The organism is Algoriphagus yeomjeoni (genome assembly GCF_049821175.1).
Taxonomy (GTDB): Bacteria; Bacteroidota; Bacteroidia; order Cytophagales; family Cyclobacteriaceae; genus Algoriphagus; species Algoriphagus yeomjeoni_A.
In genome coordinates this window covers 4887501-4908347 of sequence record NZ_CP187512.1, presented here as the reverse complement: position 1 = coordinate 4908347, position 20847 = coordinate 4887501, and the positions used below count along the sequence as shown (strand labels likewise).

General features: G+C 40.3%; 19 protein-coding genes and 2 rRNA genes (1 of these 21 cut by a window edge). 11 read left to right on the top strand and 10 right to left on the bottom strand.

Annotated features, from left to right (window positions below; translation table 11 throughout):
• Positions 1-83 precede the first annotated feature (83 nt).
• From ACPUEN_RS20315 to ACPUEN_RS20305, 3 genes are all read right to left on the bottom strand, one after another.
• Positions 84-1628 (bottom strand): aldehyde dehydrogenase family protein, encoded by a 1545-nt coding sequence (locus ACPUEN_RS20315; protein ID WP_425637742.1) that lies wholly within the window; start codon positions 1626-1628, stop codon positions 84-86.
• Between the two features lie 66 nt (positions 1629-1694).
• Positions 1695-2720, bottom strand: coding sequence for a DUF4421 domain-containing protein (locus ACPUEN_RS20310; protein ID WP_425637741.1), 1026 nt, complete (start codon positions 2718-2720; stop codon positions 1695-1697).
• Positions 2721-3035: 315 nt separating this feature from the next.
• The gene (locus ACPUEN_RS20305; protein ID WP_425637740.1) at positions 3036-3740 is read right to left on the bottom strand and encodes a hypothetical protein; all 705 of its coding nucleotides are present in this window, start codon (positions 3738-3740) and stop codon (positions 3036-3038) included.
• A 201-nt stretch (positions 3741-3941) separates the two neighbouring features.
• On the opposite strand from ACPUEN_RS20305, the gene ACPUEN_RS20300 reads away from it, so the two are divergent.
• Positions 3942-4766: an FkbM family methyltransferase gene (locus tag ACPUEN_RS20300; protein WP_425637739.1), complete on the top strand. Its 825-nt coding sequence runs from the start codon at positions 3942-3944 to the stop codon at positions 4764-4766.
• Positions 4767-4787: 21 nt separating this feature from the next.
• Here the strand turns inward: ACPUEN_RS20300 and ACPUEN_RS20295 are convergent, their stop codons facing one another.
• Both ACPUEN_RS20295 and ACPUEN_RS20290 read right to left on the bottom strand, forming a co-directional pair.
• Complete coding sequence (locus tag ACPUEN_RS20295) at positions 4788-5498, bottom strand: glycosyltransferase family 2 protein (protein ID WP_425637738.1); 711 nt, start codon at positions 5496-5498, stop codon at positions 4788-4790.
• Between the two features lie 82 nt (positions 5499-5580).
• Entirely contained in the window at positions 5581-6783 is a 1203-nt protein-coding gene (locus tag ACPUEN_RS20290; protein ID WP_425637737.1) for a pyridoxal phosphate-dependent aminotransferase, read from the bottom strand.
• Between the two features lie 134 nt (positions 6784-6917).
• Between ACPUEN_RS20290 and ACPUEN_RS20285 the strand changes: the two genes are divergently transcribed.
• On the top strand, positions 6918-7769 hold the full coding sequence (locus ACPUEN_RS20285) for a hypothetical protein (protein WP_425637736.1): 852 nt from the start codon (positions 6918-6920) through the stop codon (positions 7767-7769).
• 66 nt (positions 7770-7835) lie between these two features.
• On the opposite strand, the gene ACPUEN_RS20280 is transcribed toward ACPUEN_RS20285, so the two are convergent.
• A complete protein-coding gene (locus ACPUEN_RS20280; protein ID WP_425637735.1) occupies positions 7836-8192 on the bottom strand; it encodes a YraN family protein in 357 nt (118 codons plus the stop codon).
• Positions 8193-8276: 84 nt separating this feature from the next.
• Here ACPUEN_RS20280 and lipB point away from each other — a divergent pair, with 84 nt between their 5' ends.
• Genes lipB through ACPUEN_RS20250 form a run of 6 tightly spaced genes read left to right on the top strand, consistent with a single transcriptional unit; the run spans position 8277 to position 14005 of the window.
• Positions 8277-9002, top strand: a complete 726-nt coding sequence (gene lipB, locus ACPUEN_RS20275) for a lipoyl(octanoyl) transferase LipB (protein ID WP_425637734.1) — start codon at positions 8277-8279, stop codon at positions 9000-9002.
• Positions 8999-9400, top strand: a complete 402-nt coding sequence (locus ACPUEN_RS20270) for a hypothetical protein (RefSeq protein WP_425637733.1) — start codon at positions 8999-9001, stop codon at positions 9398-9400. The genes lipB and ACPUEN_RS20270 overlap by 4 nt, the downstream gene beginning before the upstream one ends.
• Before the next feature lie 9 nt (positions 9401-9409).
• The gene (locus ACPUEN_RS20265) at positions 9410-10159 is read left to right on the top strand and encodes a 3'-5' exonuclease (RefSeq protein WP_425637732.1); all 750 of its coding nucleotides are present in this window, start codon (positions 9410-9412) and stop codon (positions 10157-10159) included.
• A 53-nt stretch (positions 10160-10212) separates the two neighbouring features.
• A complete protein-coding gene (rnr, locus tag ACPUEN_RS20260; protein WP_425637731.1) occupies positions 10213-12414 on the top strand; it encodes a ribonuclease R in 2202 nt (733 codons plus the stop codon).
• Entirely contained in the window at positions 12377-13375 is a 999-nt protein-coding gene (locus tag ACPUEN_RS20255; protein WP_425637730.1) for a polyprenyl synthetase family protein, read from the top strand. Before rnr ends, ACPUEN_RS20255 begins: the two co-directional genes overlap by 38 nt.
• Positions 13376-14005, top strand: a complete 630-nt coding sequence (locus ACPUEN_RS20250) for a rhomboid family intramembrane serine protease (RefSeq protein WP_425637729.1) — start codon at positions 13376-13378, stop codon at positions 14003-14005.
• Between the two features lie 307 nt (positions 14006-14312).
• On the opposite strand, the gene rpmA is transcribed toward ACPUEN_RS20250, so the two are convergent.
• Positions 14313-14573 carry a 50S ribosomal protein L27 gene (gene rpmA, locus ACPUEN_RS20245; protein ID WP_111613356.1) on the bottom strand — a complete coding sequence of 87 codons (261 nt, stop codon included), beginning with the start codon at positions 14571-14573 and terminating at the stop codon, positions 14313-14315.
• 34 nt (positions 14574-14607) lie between these two features.
• Positions 14608-14919, bottom strand: coding sequence for a 50S ribosomal protein L21 (gene rplU / locus ACPUEN_RS20240; RefSeq protein WP_425637728.1), 312 nt, complete (start codon positions 14917-14919; stop codon positions 14608-14610).
• Positions 14920-15499: 580 nt separating this feature from the next.
• Between rplU and ACPUEN_RS20235 the strand changes: the two genes are divergently transcribed.
• The 3 genes from ACPUEN_RS20235 (at position 15500) to ACPUEN_RS20225 (ending at position 19448) form a co-directional block, all read left to right on the top strand.
• Positions 15500-16480, top strand: coding sequence for a ribonucleotide-diphosphate reductase subunit beta (locus tag ACPUEN_RS20235; RefSeq protein WP_111613354.1), 981 nt, complete (start codon positions 15500-15502; stop codon positions 16478-16480).
• 40 nt (positions 16481-16520) lie between these two features.
• The gene (locus tag ACPUEN_RS20230; RefSeq protein ID WP_425637727.1) at positions 16521-18920 is read left to right on the top strand and encodes a ribonucleoside-diphosphate reductase subunit alpha; all 2400 of its coding nucleotides are present in this window, start codon (positions 16521-16523) and stop codon (positions 18918-18920) included.
• Between the two features lie 81 nt (positions 18921-19001).
• Positions 19002-19448, top strand: coding sequence for a DUF1569 domain-containing protein (locus tag ACPUEN_RS20225; protein ID WP_425637726.1), 447 nt, complete (start codon positions 19002-19004; stop codon positions 19446-19448).
• Between the two features lie 151 nt (positions 19449-19599).
• On the opposite strand, the gene rrf is transcribed toward ACPUEN_RS20225, so the two are convergent.
• Together rrf and ACPUEN_RS20215 are read right to left on the bottom strand one after the other, a co-directional pair.
• Positions 19600-19711: ribosomal RNA gene (gene rrf, locus ACPUEN_RS20220) — 5S ribosomal RNA — on the bottom strand.
• 128 nt (positions 19712-19839) lie between these two features.
• Positions 19840-20847 (bottom strand): 23S ribosomal RNA (locus ACPUEN_RS20215) (it continues 1870 nt past the right edge of the window).

The window sequence follows — 20847 nt, the reverse complement described above, 5'->3', positions numbered from 1 at the left end:
ATACATTTCGAAACAACATATCTAATTCATTGAAAATGAGTAAGAATATTTACAAAATATTTTCTAAAGAAATGACTAGAGCTTCAAATATCAAACTTAATCCCTTGCGCCAGTGGCAGCGTGGATGAGTAATTGATCGTATTAGTCTGGCGACGCATATACGCTTTCCAGGCATCAGAACCTGACTCACGACCTCCACCGGTTTCTTTTTCACCACCAAAAGCACCGCCAATTTCTGCTCCTGAAGTCCCAATGTTTACATTGGCTATTCCACAGTCAGATCCAGCTACGGATAGGAAAGCTTCAGCTTCACGCATATTCGTAGTCATGATGGCTGATGAAAGTCCCTGGGGCACACCATTTTGCATTGCAATCGCTTCTTCTATCGTGCTGTACTTCATCAGATACAAAATCGGAGCGAAGGTTTCATGCTGTACAATCTCAAAGTGATTTTCTGCTTCATAGATAGCTGGCTTCACATAGCAGCCAGACTCATATCCCTCACCATCTAGCACTCCACCTTCTACCACTTCCTTCCCTCCTTCTTTCTTGACTTTATCTATAGCGGCCAGATACATATTCACCGCATCTTTATCGATCACTGGACCTACGTGGTTCTTTTCATCCAAAGGATTACCGATCGCCAATTTGGAGTAAGCTGAAGCCAACCTAGTTTTTACTTCCTCATAGACATTTTCATGTATTATCAACCGACGAGTACTCGTGCATCTTTGGCCAGCTGTACCAACAGCACCAAATAACGCCCCACGTATAGCCATGTCCATATCGGCATGTTCTGTGATGATAATGGCATTATTTCCCCCTAACTCTAAGAGTGATCTTCCAAGTCTTCTTCCAATTGCCTCGCTGACCAATTTGCCCATTCTAGTAGAACCTGTAGCTGAAATCAATGGAATCCTTGAATCATTTGACACCAACTCTCCCACTTTGTAATCCCCATTTACTATTGAGCAAATGCCTTCAGGCATCCCATGTTTGGCAAAAATCTCACTTGCGATATATTGACAGGCAATCCCTGAAAGTGGTGCTTTTTCAGAAGGCTTCCACACACAAACATCACCACATACCCAAGCCAAAGCAGCGTTCCAAGACCAAACGGCAACTGGAAAATTAAAAGCAGAAATTATTCCTACTATACCTAATGAGTGCCATTGCTCATACATCCTATGCCCTGGGCGCTCAGAATGCATAGTCAAACCATAAAGTTGGCGCGAAAGCCCCACAGCAAAATCACAGATATCAATCATCTCCTGCACCTCTCCTAGTCCTTCCTGATAGGATTTCCCCATTTCATAGGAAACAAGCTTACCTAGATCCGCTTTCTTTTCACGAAGTGCATTGCCAATTTCCCGTACTATTTCCCCTCGTTGAGGGGCAGGAACTTGTCTCCAACTTTCAAAGGCAACTTGAGCTTGAGCTATTACTTCCTCATAGGCTTTCTTGTTTGTTGCCTGCACTTTTCCGATCAAAGTAGCGTCCGCCGGCGAAAAAGAAGAAAAGGATGATTCTCCAGAATCAATCCAGTTGACGCCAGTAGATGTGCCTAAGTTTTCTGATTTAAGTCCGAGTCGATTCAAAGAATTTTGAATTCCGAATTGATTTTCCATTGTAATTGAGGTTTTAATTCATTTAAAACCCAGTCCACCTTTTTGAATAGGCAAATGGGTTTTGATTTAATCTTTACTTATAATACGCACTGGATTCACCGTATTGAATTTCTTCTTAAAATTCTTTCCAGCGTAGATTTTATATATAAAATTAAATCTAAAATCGCCAGTATTTACAGCTTGACCATAAGGACCTCCTTTGATCAGGTTTAGATTCTTATAAATATAGCTTGTAGTGATCCCAAATCTGGGACCGTTATATCCGAAAAACCCACGGACATAATAGGTAGGAGCAACTCCCCATTTTTTCTGTTCTTCCACATTACTCCACTTGGTATACCCACCGCTTAGATTTACAGCGGCTACACCCGTTAAATAAAAATTTCTCCAAAACACCAGAGTCCCTGCCATCCCTGCATTAGGTCCCGCCATAAAATAACTCGCTCTATCAAAGTTAATCAATTCAGTCTGTGGACTAAGCGGCAATAGCAATGAGTCTCCTTTCATGTTCCCACCATATCCCTCAAAGCCCACAAAAGGAGAATATGCAGAATTTTTTTGAACTGAAGACTGGTTCCAGGCAGCAGCTATGGAAAGTTTGTCACCAAAAAACAAATAATTCATGTTAAGCCCCAAAGAAATTTGACGTAAGTCTTTTCTCAGGTAATCTTCGTCAGAATTTGGACGATCTTCAGCATTTATCTTATAGCCATTATAAAACTGCCCAAAGAAATCCACTATGACCCTGGGCGCATAGATATGTGACTGCAAGTCCAAATTGCCATTCCAATCGCCAATTTTATCAGGATACAAAAAGTTAACGGGAAAGGACACATTAATTGTAAGGTCCTGATAAGTAAAGCCTAGTCCCATCTTCAATCCCGAATTCGGCACTAGAATATATTTCTCGTTGGACTCTGGATCTCTAGCTACCAGTCTGGTGTATTTTCTACTAAAAAAAAGTCTGGAGGCCAAAATATCTTTTGAGCTTTCCACGTAGCTGGAATCGTATTGAAACTTTGAATTCTGAGCTATAGATTGAGCGCTGAACAGTAGTAAAGAAAAGATTAGTAAAATCTTTAATCGCATCATTGTTGGTGAGGGCATTCGTAAGCCGAAAGTTCACTAAAAAATTCTCAAAAAAAAATCCGAACCGTAGTTCGGATTTTCTCTGAAACAGGTCGAGATAGAAAAATGGATTAATGTTACAATCCGAGTTTGAAAAAGTCTAATTCTATTGAAAAGTTGTTTAATCACCAGATTAAAGTTATGAACTTCAGTTAATTAAACAAATTATTGTTTGGTTTTTTTAGAACAAACCGAAATAAACTCACAATAAATCGATCTATCTAGATCAACCTCCTACAAATAGAAAAAAGGATGTTTTCATTTCAACCATGGTATTTACTAACGTTTCAATCGGGAAATCAAACTAGAAAACCATCCTTGCCCACTCTTCCTAAACTTCAATGAAACACGATGTCCTCGATTAAATTTCACATAAGAGAAGGTTATTTTTCGAGGAATGGAATGGATAGACACACCTGTTAGATGCAAAGCGATGGGCAGAATCAGTTGATCTCGATGCGAATAATCTTTAAGTAGCTCTGACCACTTTTGTTCCAGCTTTTCTACATCCTTTGATTTATCCCTAACCATCACTCCAGTCTCAAACAGACCCAAATCATCCTTGAAGCCATTTAGCTTGGCAAATTCCAAAGTGGAATTTACGTTTTCCTCTAAATCTTTTTTCTTCCGAATCACCTCCATCCCTTCAGCCAACAAGGTAGCTCGCTTGGGATGCACAGTTGTCAATAATCCACCATGAAAGTGATTTTTCAACAACTCGGCTGGATTTCTGATAATCTCCATATTCCCGTCTATATAGATGGAGATATCATACCCTTTGGTATAAACAAAGCTGTTAATTTTTATCTGTCGTTGCTGCTTAATCGGATTAGGACTTTTGGGAACTACCTTTGTCTCCCAGCCATCAACTTTGAAATGAGGATCATCCGTAAACAGCCAATAATCAAAGCCAGGAAAAATTCGCGCTGGCCTCACCTTATCATAGTTATTGGTGACTATGGTATAGATTAAAATCGGATTCATTAAATAGAAGTAAATAAGGTGAATTCTTAAATAAGTTGGCCTAGAAAAGCAGTTTCATCAAGACTCTTACTGGCAAATTATTTACAATATTTCAAAATCCCTGAATTTTAACTTACATAAATAAGTACTTTTAAATTCGGCTTCAGGCTCATTGAACCAGAAGAACTACCTAAACAACCCTAAACCATTCCACTTAAGCTAATGGCAAACTTCCAAATTAAATCTGGATTCAAAAAATTTTGGAAAGACCTTCGATTCAACCTCAGCGCATCAGACAGTTATATTTTTCTGTTTTTTTATCGACATCTCTACGCTCCAAAAAAAGGTAGTTTACCGGATTTTATTTCCCAATATTCCTTATCCAAAAAAGGTGATTTTCACGTAATTCAGATCGGCGCAAATGATGGGATCACACATGACCCTATTCATAAATTCATCAAAAGAGATAGATGGAAAGGCGTGCTGCTAGAACCGCAACCTGATGTATTCAGAGAATCTCTAAGTAAGATTTACAAAAATCATCCCGGATTAACTCCGTTGTGTGCTGCAATTGGCTATGAAGATGGCTCTCAAAAACTTTACAAAATTGGGTTTAGCACTATGAGATGGGCAACTGGACTGGCTTCTTTCTCAGAAGAAAAAATAAAAAGCCTTTTTGACGAGGGGATAGTACAGAAAAACTGTGAGAAGAATGGATTAGAAATCCCTAGTGATCCTAACCAACAGATTACATCTGAAGAAGTCAAGGTAATAAGTCCTGAAACACTTATCAAAACCTACTCAATTCACCAAATTGACCTTCTCCAAATAGATGCAGAAGGCTTTGACCTTGAAGTTGTGAAGATGTTTGATGTGAAGAAAACAAAACCTAAAGCTATAATTTTCGAAAACGAAAACCTCAACCACCAGGATCTGGAGGAATGCTATCAACTACTTCGGTCTGAGAATTATAATCTCAAGGAATTTGGCAGAGATACCTTGGCTGTAAAAAAAGAGTTATCTCAATTCGAGCATTTTTTCGACTAGTTCGTCTTTAATTATACAGAATTAAATCTTATCCATCCCCTTCCAGAACTTCAGGAAATAGTATTTCAGTGGATTGCTATATTTCAATTGCTTCCAAGGACGACTCGCATGAGGTCTATGCCATACCGGAGCATTCATAAGCACATGATTTTTGAATCCTAGTTCAATTGATTTCTTTGAAATAAAGGTATCGTACCAATCTTTCGCTTCATCCAAACCCAAAAAATCGTAGGCCTTCAAAAAATCTGTAGAGAAAAGTGTGCAGCAAAAACTTAAACTTCTGGACGTATCGATCACTGATTCTTTCACTCCTTTGAATTTTAAATAAGGAAAATTCACCACGCCTTTTTCATCGACTGTCACAGATCCCACCAAACCTGACTTTACCGATGATTTTTGAAATTTCAGCAAATCCTCAATAGTAGTTGACCTGACGACCACATCAGACTCAATAACCAAAAGGGGCAAATCAGCTCCAATTGCCATTTTTTGAGCGGTTTGTAGCACCAGTTTATAGTTTGGTGAAGGATGATCGGTTAGGTCCTCCAAGTGAATCAACTCATAACCAATCTCAGCTTGGTTTTCTTCCAGACCTGTCTTGGTCTCTGCAGTACTGAAGTCATTAAAAATAACATGCCTCACAGGCACGGTGGATCCTGCAATTGCTCTTGCTGTATCCAAGGTAGTTTCAAGAGAATTCTTAACAGGAGTGATTACAATAACTTCAGCCATAAGGTAAATTTTCCCAAAAATAGACCTTTCTACTGAGGCAAAAAATAACCCCGACTATTGCCGGGGTTAAGTATTGATATTTTTAAGCTAATTCAGCTAGTGCTTTTTTCATCCTACCTAAAGCATCTACTAGCTCCTCATCAGAAGCAGCATAAGAAAGTCTGATACAGTCAGGTGCTCCAAAAGCGGCTCCAGTCACCAAAGAAACGTGCGCTTCTGCCAAAAGATAAAGACAAAGGTCATCTGCATCTTTTACATTATGCCCTTTAGCAGACTTACCAAAGAAAGCTGTTACATCTGGGAAGAAATAGAATGCCCCTTCAGGAACGTGAGTTTTGATACCAGGAATAGCTCGGAGTAAATCCAGTACCAAGCCTCTTCTTCTTAGGTAAGCATCAGCCATTTCGGTGGTTGGAGTTTGATCACCAGCAATACCAGCCAAGGCAGCTCTTTGTGCAATTCCAGTTCCGCCAGAAGTAAACTGACCTTGTATTTTCTCTACAGATTTTGCCATCCAAACAGGCGCACAGATATATCCAACTCTCCAGCCAGTCATTGCATATCCTTTAGAAAAACCGTTCACAGTGATTGTTCTTTCAAACATTCCAGGGAAGGATGCAATGCTGTAATTTCTTCCAGCAAAGTTGATTTTCTCATAGATCTCATCAGCGATCACCATGATATTTTCATGCTTCAGGATTACTGCAGCGATTGCTTCCAGTTCTTCTTTGCTAAATACCGATCCCGTAGGGTTACATGGAGATGAGAAGATCACACCCTTAGTTTTAGGAGTGATCGCAGCTTCTAGCTGAGCAGCAGTGGCTTTGAAGTTGTTCTCCAAAGTCCCTTCAATCAACACAGGAACTCCACCAGCCAACTTGATGATCTCGGCATAGCTCACCCAGTAAGGGGAGAATATCACAACCTCGTCGCCTTCATTGATCATGCACATGAAGACATTGGCAATAGAATGCTTAGCCCCGGTAGAGACTACTACATTCTCAGCTTTAGCTTCAGTGATTTCATTTTCTTCGCGAAGCTTCTTTGCGATAGCTTCTCTCAGATCCTGATACCCCGCTACAGGTGGATATGAAAAGTACTTTCCTTCGTCGATTGCATCTTTTGCAGCCTCTTGGATATGCCTTGGTGTCTTGAAGTCTGGCTCACCTAAACTAAGGCTGATGATGTCAACTCCTTGTGCTTTCAGCTCTCTTGCTTTTTTGGCCATGGCAAGAGTGGCTGATTCTTCCATATTGATTATCCGGTCTGATAAAATAGAGTTCATTGTTTGAGAGATTTTTTTTACAAATTCCACAAAAGTAGAGAGAAGATTATAAAATCTAAACAATCGATGGGTTTTGATCTCGAAATGTTACTTTTGAGCAAAATACTCCGAAGGATATTGCGTTTTTCTAATACATGAGTAGATATTATATCAATTTTATTTTCTTGCTATTTATCAGCAAGGTTTCTTTTGCCCAAAACGAAGAGGGAAAAGCCAAATCAGATCCTGATTCCAGTGGTGTGGTGAACTCTAGGTTGCTTCCAACCACTATGCCTTTGCTACTTTTTGACGACTCAAAGGAGAAGGAAGAAAAGAAGGAGAAAAAGAAGAAAGCACGAAAGAATGAGTGGTTTGGTGTCAAAACCAGAAAGGGTTACACTCGTCAGGAAATTCGTGGACAGCAGATTTTTGAGCACTTCAACTACACAGACGCAGATAGACGTCCTGATCCTTATATCCGAGATGTATATTGGTTCGATCCACAGGAAAAAAGTATAAAAACCAAAGACTATATAGCTGGCAATGGCTACCTACTTCATGGACCTTATGAGCGGGTGATCAATGAGGAAGTGGTAGAAAGCGGCATGTTTTACTACGGCACTAAACACAAAACTTGGATGCTCTTCGATGCAAACAATGTGCTTCAGGATAAAAATCATTTTGAGGCTGGCTGGCCTCGGGAATCAAGAACTCGATACTTCGATCAATCCTCAAAGACCATTCAAGAAATAATCCCTGTGCAGTACGGTCTGGAAGAAGGAAACTACTTCTACTTCTATGAAGACAAACAAGTGGCCGTCACTGGAGAATATCAATATGGCGAAAAAGTAGGTCTTTGGACAGAGTACTGGGATACGAACAACACAAAAGCGATTCGAAAGCGGGAAATCCAATATCAGGAAACTGCTTATACAAAAAATTTCCGCCCTTACATTCGTGCTGAATGGGATAAGGACGGAAATTTAGTGTATCGAAAAGATAATTAAATCTTAGTCTGCCGATTTGGGTCATGCTCGACTTCTTGATTTCTTAAAATTTAACTGGGGTACCGTTTAGTAAAAAGCATCCTCAAAATGCCTGAAATTGACTTTGCCTGTTCGATCTTTGTAAACGCCAATAATATCAAAGCGGATATCATTATGCCAATCATTAACATAAATAAACTGATCAGCTGCTTTTATAAGTAGTTTACGTTTGACTGAATCGACAAACTCCTCGGCAAAACCGAAGCCAGTACCGGATCTGAACTTTACTTCAACAAAAATCAACAGCCCGCGATGCTTTAAAATCAAATCTATCTCGGCATGTCCATGACGGTAATTTGTATCAATTAATTCGTAACCTTTTCCTACTAACCAATCCGCCGCGAGTTGTTCTGCGAGTTTTCCGGAATCGTTGTGCTCAGCCATCTTGGATAATTGTTTAATTTTGAAAAATCAATGAACGAACCCGTTTTAAGTTCAGTTGAAAAGTAAATCCCTCGGGACTAGCCGATGAATGAAATTATCAATAAAAAAGTAGAATTCCGAGATCTAGGAAAGCTGGATTATCAGCAAGCATGGGACTATCAGGAAAAACTCTTTGCGGAAACTGTTGCTCTAAAAATCAGCAACCGGCCTTTGGCACCCACAGACCAAGCACCAAGTAAAAACTACATGCTATTCGTGGAGCACCCACACGTTTATACGCTGGGGAAAAGTGGTAAGGAAGAGAATCTACTTTTGGATGAAAAAGGTCTAGAAACACACCAGGCTCTATATTATAAAATCAATCGTGGTGGTGACATCACCTATCATGGCCCAGGACAGCTAGTGGGTTATCCCATTTTGGATCTGGATAATTTCTTTACTGACATTCATAAGTACTTGCGCCTTCTTGAGGAAGCGATCATTTTGACTTTAGCAGATTATGGAGTTCCAGCTGGTAGAATCGATGGATTGACCGGGGTTTGGATAGATCATTTAGAACAGAAAAACCCTAGAAAGATTTGTGCCATGGGTGTAAAATCAAGCCGATGGGTAACCATGCACGGTTTTGCTTTCAACGTGAATACCGACATCAGCTACTTTGGGCACATCATCCCCTGCGGGATCGATGACAAAGCTGTCACATCACTGCACCTCGAATTGGGACGTACAGTAGAAATGCAAGAGGTCAAAGTTCGAGTAAAGCAACATTTGATCAACTTATTTGAAATGGAGAGTATAGAATTTATATGAAGAAAGACATAGATTTCAGTCCAGTAACTGGAGTAAAACTGGCGATAGCAAAAGAAGAAACGTCTACAGGTACAGAATGGGCAGTGTATATCATCAATTTGAACTTGATCGAGCTGAAGAATGTCATGATCACTTCCAAAGGCTATGGGGAAATAAATGGGGAATCAAAAAAAACCTCAGTGCTTCGCCACATGATTGATGAACTTGGTGAACAGGCCGTCGCTAAAGTTGAAGCTATTGATCCAGCAGTTTTTGTTTTAACTAATGAGTTTTGGGTGAGCTACTATATTATGGATCAGATTTTTGATAAAAAGTTTATCTTTACTTCGGGCAGTTTCGATTCAGGATTTATCAAGATGATTCCCGAGATTGGCCTAGAAGGAGTTCTCCACGCATAATGACAGCTTATGGCAGATTTTTTTGATCAACTGAATGATATCCTATTTCTAGATATAGAAACAGCTTCATTGACTGAGAATTTTGAAGAACTGCCAGAGCGTATCCAAGATGAATGGCTAAAGAAAGAGCGCCTTATCCAATCGCCGGAAAATCTTCATGATCCAGGTGCTTTATATTTTGACCGAGCAGGAATTCACGCTGAATTTGGGCAGGTAGTCTGTGTAGGTGTCGGCTATTTTCAATGGAAAAAGAAGGATAAAAAACTGGCGTTCAGATCAAAATGTTATGCTCATGAAGATGAACGGGAACTTCTTTTGGAGTTTAAAGCTTTGTTAGAGAAGAAAAAATGGATCCTTTGCGCTCACAACGGTAAGGAATTTGATTTTCCATACCTCTGCCGCAGAATGCTCATCAATGGAGTAGCTTTGCCGGAGCCTTTACAGATCTCAGGGAAAAAGCCTTGGGAAGTTCGCCATCTAGATACGATGGAGCTTTGGAAGTTTGGAGACTATAAACATTACACCCGCTTGGAGCTTTTAGCTTCAGTTTTTGGAATTCCATCTTCAAAAGATGATCTTGACGGAAGTCAGGTCAACACCACTTTTCATCTGGAAAAAGACGTAGAAAAAATCAAAAAATACTGCCTGAGAGATGTGGAAGTCACAGCTCGAGTATATATGGCTATGCATCCGCAGTCGGATGACTTAGAAATAGAAATCATCCATTTAGAAGATTCAAAAAAAGATCACAAAGATTAATGGTTGCAGGGACATAAATCTTTTTACCTTAACCCTAATCAACAACCCAAATCATGGGAAGAAAACAACACAGAAAAAACAACAGTAAAAATCAAGGAGGAAAACAAACAGACGCAGCCAGCTTGGCCCGTCGCATCCTTCAATTTTTAGATGCACATTATGGAGAAGAATTCAACTCCAAGCAAATCATAAAGAAACTCGAAATCAGAGACGCCATTACAAAAGGGGGCGTAGAACCTGTACTAAGCAAATTGGTAGAAGCAGGTTCGGTGTCTAGAAATCCAAGAAATTATTACTCGTCCACCCAAGATCCTGAGTTCATCGAGGGCATCGTGGACTTTGTAAATCCAAGATTCGCATTCATCGTACCACTCGATCCTGAGAAGGTAGATGGAGATATTTTGGTCAAAGAGGCTGACATGAAGCAAGCGCTCGACGGAGATAAAGTCCGCGTGATGGTTTATCCATTGAAGGGTAAAACCGGTCGAGTGGAAGGCAAAGTTCTAGAAGTAGTAGAAAGTAATCGGGACGAATTCGTAGGGCGTGTAGAAATATCTCCACGTTTTGCCTTTGTAGTTCCTGACTTCAAGAAAATGCACAAGGACATCTTTGTGCATAGAGGTGAACTCAATGGTGCTCAGCACGGAGAAAAAGTAGTCGTCAAACTCACCGAATGGAGAGAAGGCGATAAAAACCCAACTGGAGAAGTGACACGTGTCCTCGGCAAAGCCGGTGAACATGAGGTAGAAATTCACTCCATCATGGCCGAATTCGGATTGCCATTCGAGTATCCAGAAGAGCCGGAAAAAGAAGCTGAGGCTATCTCTGAAAAGATTACTGCAAAGGAGATCAAGAAAAGAAAGGATTTCAGAGATATCCTAACTTTCACAATAGATCCTGCAGATGCTAAGGATTTTGATGATGCTATTTCATACAGAAAATTACCAAATGGCAATCACGAAATCGGTGTTCACATCGCTGATGTAACTCACTACGTGCAACCAAAAACGGCATTAGAGAAAGAGGCTTACAATAGAGCAACTTCGGTCTACCTAGTAGATAGAACGATCCCTATGCTTCCAGAACGATTGAGTAATGGACTTTGCTCACTCCGCCCACATGAAGACAAATTGACTTTTGCCTGTGTATTCGAAGTAGATGACGAAGCAAATGTGAAGAAACATTGGATTGGAAGGACAGTTATACACTCGGACAGAAGATATGCCTACGAAGATGCGCAGGAGAATATCGATACGCAGTCGGGAGATTACTTTGAGGAATTGACATTGCTAAATATCATGGCAAAGAAAATCCGTCAGCGTAGATTCAAGCATGGAGCTGTCAACTTTGAAACAGTGGAAGTCAAATTCAAGCTGGATGAAAAAGGCACGCCACTTGGTCTAATGATCAAAGAGCGAAAAGACATCCATAAGCTCATCGAGGAATTCATGCTACTTGCCAATAAGCATGTAGCAGAGTTCATTTTCAATAAGAATAAAGGAAAAGATACATTTGTCTACCGTACCCACGATTCTCCGGATATGGAGCGTTTGGATACCTTCTCAGGTTTTGCAAAGCGATTTGGTCATGAGTTTGAGATAGCAGACGAAAAAACTATATCCAAAGCGCTGAACAAGTTGATGGAAGATATTCAGGGTAAGCCTGAGCAAAATGTACTCGAGCAACTAGCAATTAGAAGTATGGCCAAAGCCAAATACACCACTGAGCCAAAAGGGCACTTTGGATTGGCTTTCGCACACTACTCGCACTTTACCTCACCTATCCGTCGCTACCCGGATATGATGGTTCACAGGCTACTGGAACTATATCTTGAAAATGGTAAGTCTCCAGACTCTGAAGCTTGGGAACAAAAATGTGTGCATTCCTCAGAGCGCGAAAAACGTGCGGCAGATGCCGAAAGAGCCTCCATCAAATACAAGCAAGTGGAATTTATGTCCCTTGCAGAAGATAAAGATTATGAGGGAATTGTGGCAGGCGTAACCGAATGGGGAGTGTTTGTAGAAATCACCGAAACCAAGTGTGAAGGCATGATTCGAGTGCAGGACATGGATGATGATTACTACGATTTCGATCAGAAAAACATGCGTTTGATTGGCTCGAAAACAAAAAAAATGATCACTTTGGGTGACAAAGTGAAGGTCAGAGTAGTTAATACCGATATTGACCGTAGAACGATAGATTTGGAATTTGCCGATAATGACAAGAAAAAACCACGCGCACGAGTTATTAGGTAAGCTGGAGACATTCATCCAGGACCTCCCGAGTGCTTTACAATTAGGAAAAACGCCCCGAGAACTTTACGACCCAATTACCTATATCTTAAGCTTGGACGGAAAAAGAATCCGTCCTTTGCTTAGTTTATTAGCCTATGGTATCTATAAATCCAATCCTGAAGAAATCCTCAGTCAGGCTGCAGCAGTAGAAGTTTTTCACAACTTCACCTTAATGCATGACGACATCATGGATGATGCCCCTCTAAGAAGAGGAAAAGACGCTGTCCACGTGAAGTGGAATAAAAACGTTGCCATTCTATCGGGTGATGTAATGTTGGTAAAAGCATATGACTTGCTCTTACCTACAGAAGCAGAAAAACTTGGTGAAGTAATTCGTCTGTTCAATAAAACCGCAGCTGAGGTTTGCGAAGGTCAGCAATTCGATATGAATTTCGAAACTTTAGAGTCGGTTCATGAGGATGAATATCTGAATATGATACGTCTCAAAACTGCTGTACTGGTTGGATTTGCTCTGCAATTAGGAGCTCTTCTAGCCGGAGCCGAGAAGGAAGATACACAAAAACTCTACGATTTCGGGGTCAATATAGGAATTGGCTTTCAGCTTAAAGATGATCTATTAGATGTCTATGCTGATCAGGCTAAATTCGGCAAACAAGTTGGTGGTGATATCATTTCCAATAAAAAGACATTCCTACTCATCAAAGCGCTGGAACTAGCCGAAGGAAAAGATGCTGAGGCATTGAATTATTGGCTTTTTCAACCTGAATTTGATAAAGAAGAAAAAGTGCAGGCAGTTCGAATGATTTATGAAAAACTAGGTATTAAAGCAATTACCGAAGCTAAAATGAATTCCTACTTCGAAGCTGGATTTGCACAGTACGATTCAATTCATTTTAAAAACGAAGACTATTTTCTTGAACTCAAAAAAATAACTCAGGACTTAATTCACAGAGAAAAATAAATGGAGTTATCAATTACAGTTGTCCTGATTCTTATCACAGCCATAAGCAGTTACTATGGAATCAATAATGCAGTCTTTTTGGAACGCTGCATGTTCATTCCATATAAAATCAAAAGGAAAGGTCAGTGGGATCGATTCATCAGTTCTGGATTTATCCATAAAGACTACATCCACCTCTTCTTCAACATGTTCACCTTCTACTTCTTTGGTGGAGTGGTGGAGCAAATACTTGCATACAAGTTTGGAGTGATGTTTGGCGGAGCGGTGTATGTACTATTCTACCTTTTAGGAATTATTATTTCAGACATTCCCACCTATCTTAAAAATCAGGACAATAGCTATTACCGAGCTCTTGGAGCATCAGGAGGAACTGCAGCGACAGTATTTGCAAGCATCATTATTCTTCCGCTTTCAGACATATGTTTATTCGGAATTCTTTGTTTACCTGGTTTTATTTTGGGGGTATTATTTCTATTATACTCCTATTTCAAAGGAAAAAATCAAGATGATGCTATCAATCATGATGCTCACTTGTATGGGGCAATTTTTGGAATTGTTTTCATTTTGGTCATTTCACCAGAAAGTGCCACCACTTTCATAGATCAAGTATTGAGCTATAGACCATTTTAAAATTAGGCAAGCTTTACACAAACTGCCCGACTGATAATTTATTGGTCGGGCTTTTTTATGAAGTTACACATCCTTGAGCACCTAGGTTTCCGACAAAAAATGTAATTTTTTCGTTTCTACAGAAGATGTACAAATTATCCTATTTACCCCAAGTCAAGAGACTTGATCTAAGTTAGAATAGCGGAACATCTTGTGCTCTCTGCGAAATCCTCCGCGTCCACTGCGGTTAATCAACCTGAAGAAAGCCAAAGGCACAAAAAAAGCTCCTTCGAATGAAGGAGCTTTCAATATTGGTTGATTGCTTAAGTTAAGCTTCAGCAGGCAATACGCTTACGTATGATCTGCCATCAAATTTCTTTCTGAAGGTAACTACTCCGTCAGATGTTGCGAACAATGTATGATCTTTACCAAGTCCTACATTCTCACCTGGGTGATGCTTAGTACCTCTTTGTCTTACGATGATATTACCAGCGATTACTACTTCGCCACCAAATTTCTTAACACCCAATCTCTTGGATTGAGAGTCTCTACCGTTTCTGGAACTACCGACGCCTTTCTTATGTGCCATGGTTTTATTCTTTTATAGTCTTCGAAAAGAAAACTTAGAGTGTAATACTTTCTATCAAAACTTTGGTGAAATCTTGTCTGTGACCGTTCTTCTTTTTGTAGCCCTTACGACGCTTCTTTTTGAAGACGATGACTTTATCACCTTTTACATGATCTAGGACCTTCCCAGATACCTTCGCTCCAGCCAAAAGGGGAGCGCCTACAGACACAGTTCCATCAGCCTCAGCTAATAGTACCTGGTCGAAGTCGATGGAAGCGCCAGTTTCTAAGTCTAGCTTTGGAGCGTAGACAAACTGATCTTGCGTTACTTTGAACTGCTTTCCTGCGATGTTTACAATTGCGTACATAGTTCTTGATTCTTTTGAAATCGGAGTGCAAATATAGGAAAGTTGATTGGAAGAAAAAAACTGGCTTCAAAAATATTATTTGTCTTTTAAATTCAACCTTTGCAGTTGGTCAGCTTTTATCGAAAATCAACTTAATAATTCCCGGATAAAAGACAATTTTATTGATAATTGATTTAGAAAATTTGATCTGTTTTTTTTCCAACTAATTGATGATCAAAATATTGAACAGCAAATTTAATATCACGAAATACTTGACTATAGTTCAATTTCAGGCTTGAATTTTGGTTGAAAATCTTTTTTTCAATTATTTGATTTTTTTTCAAACCCCTGAAAATCGCTCATTCAATTAATCTAAGAGTCCATTTGAAGTATTATAACTAATTGTAAATATGGGCACTATAAACTTTTTGACCTTAGTTCAGAAACGACGTTAAACGGACACTTCATAGGTTTTATTTCCCGATTTTGATTCACATATTTGCTCAAAGGCTGTTCTAAAAAGGCAGCCTTTCTTATCCCAAATCCTTTTGGGATGCCATTATATAAGCATTACTCCATTACGATTAACTAACCAAGTAGCATGCAGTACGAACCAATATTAGAAGAGAATAAGAATCGCTTTGTTTTATTCCCAATTCAACACAACGATATTTGGCAGTATTACAAGAAAGCCGAAGCTAGTTTTTGGACAGCTGAAGAGATTGACTTAGGTCAGGATATGGTTGACTGGAAAGCATTGAATGATGGCGAGCGTCACTTCATATCTCATGTTCTTGCGTTTTTCGCAGCAAGTGACGGAATTGTAAATGAAAATCTAGCTGAGCACTTTGTTTCTGAGGTTCAATATACTGAAGCAAAGTTTTTCTATGGTTTTCAGATCGCGATGGAAAACATCCATTCTGAAACATACAGTCTTCTTATCGATACTTATATAAAAGACGCGTCTGAGCGAGACAAATTGCTTAATGCAATCGAACATATTGACTGTGTAAAGAAAAAGGCAGACTGGGCTTTGAGATGGATCGATAATGGAAACTTCCAAGAAAGACTCATCGCTTTTGCTGCGGTAGAAGGAATCTTCTTCTCTGGTTCTTTTTGTTCTATTTTCTGGCTTAAGAAAAGAGGATTGATGCCAGGTCTTACCTTTTCTAACGAGCTAATCTCAAGAGACGAAGGACTACACTGTGACTTTGCTTGTCATTTATACACGCAGCATTTGAATAATCAATTACCAAAAGAGACGGTAAGAGAGATTATTCGAGATGCAGTTGAGATTGAAAAAGAATTTGTCACCGATGCGCTACCTGTAAGACTTATAGGTATGAATTCAGACCTGATGTGTCAATACATTGAGTTTGTAGCAGATAGATTGCTTGATGAATTAGAGTGCGATAAAATATGGAATAGCACAAATCCTTTTGACTTCATGGATATGATTTCGCTTCAGGGTAAAACCAATTTCTTCGAGAAAAGAGTGGGAGACTACCAAAAAGCAGGAGTAATGAAAACAACTGAAGGGTCAGACGATTCACCAAGATTCTCCATTGGTGAGGACTTTTAATTAACCCAAACTTTTCCATCAACCTAAAAATCCCAAAGAAATGCTAGTATTAAAAAGAGACGGAAGACGCGAATCAGTACGATTCGATAAAATCACGGCAAGAATTGAGAACCTTTGCTACGAGCTAGATTCAAAATTCATTCAGCCAATTGATGTTGCCAAAAAGGTAATCGATGGACTTTATGACGGTGTATCAACTACTGAGCTAGACAATCTAGCCGCTGAAGTTTGTGCATCCCTGACAGTGAAGCATCCAGATTATGCAATCTTAGCAGCAAGAATTGCCATCTCCAATCTTCATAAAACCACTAGCCAGTCTTTTTCAAACACTATGAAAAGACTGTATACTCACGTGAATCCAAAGACTGACGAAAATGCAGCATTGTTGGATCCAGAGGTATATGGTATCATAAAGAACAATGCTGCGAAACTAGATTCAGCGATTGATTACAAAAGGGATTTTGGGTATGATTATTTTGGATTCAAGACTTTGGAGAGAAGTTACTTGATTCGCTTGAATGGAAAAGTTGTTGAACGTCCTCAGCATATGTTAATGAGAGTGGCCGTTGGGATCCACAAAGAGGATATGGAATCAGTAATTGAAACTTACAACCTTCTTTCTGAAAGGTGGTTTACTCATGCGACTCCTACCCTTTTTAATGCTGGTACTCCTAAACCTCAGCTTTCTTCTTGCTTCTTGCTTACAATGAAGGATGACAGTATTGACGGGATATATGACACATTGAAACAATGTGCGAAGATTTCACAATCTGCTGGAGGTATAGGACTTTCTATTCACCATGTAAGAGCTAAAGGCTCCTATATCAAAGGTACCAACGGAGTTTCCAATGGTATTGTACCAATGCTTAGAAACTTTGACATGACAGCTCGCTATGTAGATCAGGGCGGAGGAAAAAGAAAAGGAAGCTTTGCTATATATTTAGAACCTTGGCACGCAGATATCAAAGATTTCTTGGAGCTAAAGAGAAATCATGGAAAAGAAGAAATGCGAGCTAGAGATTTGTTCTATGCACTTTGGATCCCGGATCTATTCATGAAGCGTGTTGAGCAAAACTTAGAGTGGTCATTGTTTTGCCCTCATGAGGCACCGGGACTTTCTGATTGTCACGGAGAGGAATTCGAGAGACTTTATGAAAAATACGAAAGAGAAGGCAAAGCTCGTGAAACTATAAAAGCTCAAGAACTTTGGTTTGAGGTCCTTGAATCGCAAATCGAAACCGGTACTCCGTACATGCTCTATAAAGATGCTGCGAACGGTAAGTCAAACCAAAAGAATCTTGGTACGATCAAGTCATCCAACCTGTGTACAGAGATCATTGAATATACAGCACCAGACGAAGTTGCAGTATGTAATTTGGCATCCATAGCTCTTCCGAAGTTTGTAACCTCAGGTCCTGATGGGAAATTATTCTTTGATCATCAAAAACTCTACGAAATCACTAAAGTTGCTACCAAAAACCTAAATAAGGTTATCGATGTAAACTACTACCCAGTAGAAGAAGCCAGGAAATCAAACTTCCGTCATCGTCCAATAGGATTGGGTATTCAAGGTCTAGCTGATGCATTCATTATGCTCAGAATGCCTTTTGAATCTCCTGAAGCAAAAGGTCTGAATGAGGATATCTTCGAGACAATGTACTTTGCCGCAGTTGAAACCTCTATGGAGTTAGCTAAAGTTCAAGGAACTTATGAAACATATGAAGGTTCTCCAGCTTCTAAAGGTGAATTACAATTCGACCTTTGGGGAGTAAAACCAAAGTCAGGAAGATGGAACTGGACTGAGGTAAAAGAGAAGATAAAGAAGTATGGTATGAGAAACTCTCTGTTGATGGCTCCGATGCCGACTGCTTCTACCTCTCAGATCTTAGGCAACAACGAGTGCTTTGAGCCATACACTTCTAATATCTACACTAGAAGAACCCTATCAGGTGAGTTCATTATTGTTAATAAACACTTGATGAAAGATTTGATAGCTCTTGGCCTTTGGGATGATACAATGAGAAATCGCTTGATTTCTACCAATGGCTCGGTACAAAACCTACCTGGGATTCCACAGCACATAAAAGATATATACAAAACAGTTTGGGAAATCTCCCAGAAGGTAATCATTGACTTGTCTGCAGATCGTGGAGCGTATATCTGTCAGTCTCAAAGTATGAACGTATTCATGCAGGATCCGAACTTTGGTAAGTTAACCTCTATGCACTTCTATGCTTGGAAGAAAGGCCTTAAAACAGGTATGTACTACTTGAGATCACAAGCGGCTACAGCAGCTATCAAATTCACGCTTGACAAAACTGGTTTTGAGCCTAAAGTTGAAAAGGCTCAGCAAGAAATTGTGGAAGTAAAATCACAAAAACAAGATGCTATTGCATGTTCTCTAGATGATCCAGATAACTGCGAAATGTGTGGAAGCTAAGATCTAAAGTTCACTAATCACCAAAAAGCGTTTGAGAAATCAAGCGCTTTTTTTTGTACCTTAAAAACTAAATCTCAAATAATGGAAAGTAAAATAATAGAGAAAAAGCTAAAGAAATTAAATGCGGATACCCCAGCTCAGTTTGGAATAATGTCTCCTCAACATATGGTGGAACACCTGACTGTCACTGTTAAAATAGCATACAATAGGATTAAAATACCTGAGTTTGAACCAAGTGAAAAGCAAAAGTTTCAGAAAAGAGCGTTACTAGACACAGACATGGATTTTCCTAGAGGGGTGATTGCACCAGGTATGAAGACTGGAGACTTAATGCCATTAAGAAGTGAGAATTTAGACGAAGCAAAACAGCAACTGCTTGACAGCGTCACTGCTTACAATGCCTTCTTTGAATCATCTCCTGATACCACAACTGTTCATCCAAGGTTTGGGAAGTTGACTTATGCGGAGTGGGAAAGATTTCATCCTAAACATATTGAGCACCATTTCAAGCAATTCGGGATTTGGTAGAACTATTACCGGCTAGACCTTTAAAAATCAATCCTCGTATGCTTAGATAATCCTATTGTCGAATTCTGACTATTGGGATTGATTTTTACTTTCACTAAAAAAAGGTTCTAAAACCAAAAAGCCTTCCGTTTTCACGGAAGGCTTTGAATAAATGAGGCGGCGACCTACTCTCCCGGGTGTAACCCCAGTACCATCGGCGCTGCAGGGCTTAACTTCTCTGTTCGGGATGGGAAGAGGTGGGACCCCTGCGCTAGGCCGCCTAAATTGGAAGACTTAAGTAGCTAGTATCAAGTAGCAAGATCTCTTTCGTATCTCAACCAGTCTCCTGTCTAGCGTCTATTGTCTAATATCTTAAGTTAATAACATGTCTTTGCAGAAACTGTAACAAACGTAGGGTAAGCTTTTGGGCAATTAGTACTACTCAGCTATGACATTACTGCCTTTACACCTGTAGCCTATCAACGTCATCGTCTCTGACGGCCCTATTTGGAAGTCTCATCTTGAGGGGAGTTTCGCACTTAGATGCTTTCAGCGCTTATCTCTTCCCGACGTAGCTACCCGGCAATGCAATTGGCATCACAACCGGTACACCAGCGGTCAGTCCAACCCGGTCCTCTCGTACTAAGGTCAGGTCCTCGCAAACTTCCCACGCCCGCAACAGATAGGGACCGAACTGTCTCACGACGTTCTGAACCCAGCTCGCGTGCCACTTTAATGGGCGAACAGCCCAACCCTTGGGACCTTCTTCAGCCCCAGGATGTGACGAGCCGACATCGAGGTGCCAAACCTCCCCGTCGATATGAGCTCTTGGGGGAGATCAGCCTGTTATCCCCAGCGTACCTTTTATCCTTTGAGCGACGGCTCTTCCATTCAAAACCGCCGGATCACTATACCCGTGTTTCCACCCTGCTCGGCTTGTCGGCCTTACAGTCAAGCTCCCTTATGCTATTGCACTCCTCGTACGGTTACCAAGCGTACTGAGGGAACCTTTGGAAGCCTCCGTTATCCTTTTGGAGGCGACCACCCCAGTCAAACTACCCACCAAGCAATGTCCCCGAGATTCGGGTTAGATACCAAACAAACAAAGGGTGGTATTTCAACAGTGACTCCACGAATCCTGGCGAACCCGCTTCAATGTCTCCCACCTATCCTACACATCATTTGTCCAGTACCAATACTAAGTTGCAGTAAAGGTGCATGGGGTCTTTCCGTCCCGTTGCGGGTACGCGGCATCTTCACCGCGACTACAATTTCACCGAGCTCATGGCTGAGACAGTGCCCAGATCGTTACACCATTCGTGCAGGTCGGAACTTACCCGACAAGGAATTTCGCTACCTTAGGACCGTTATAGTTACGGCCGCCGTTTACTGGGGCTTCGATTCAATGCGTCTCTTACGA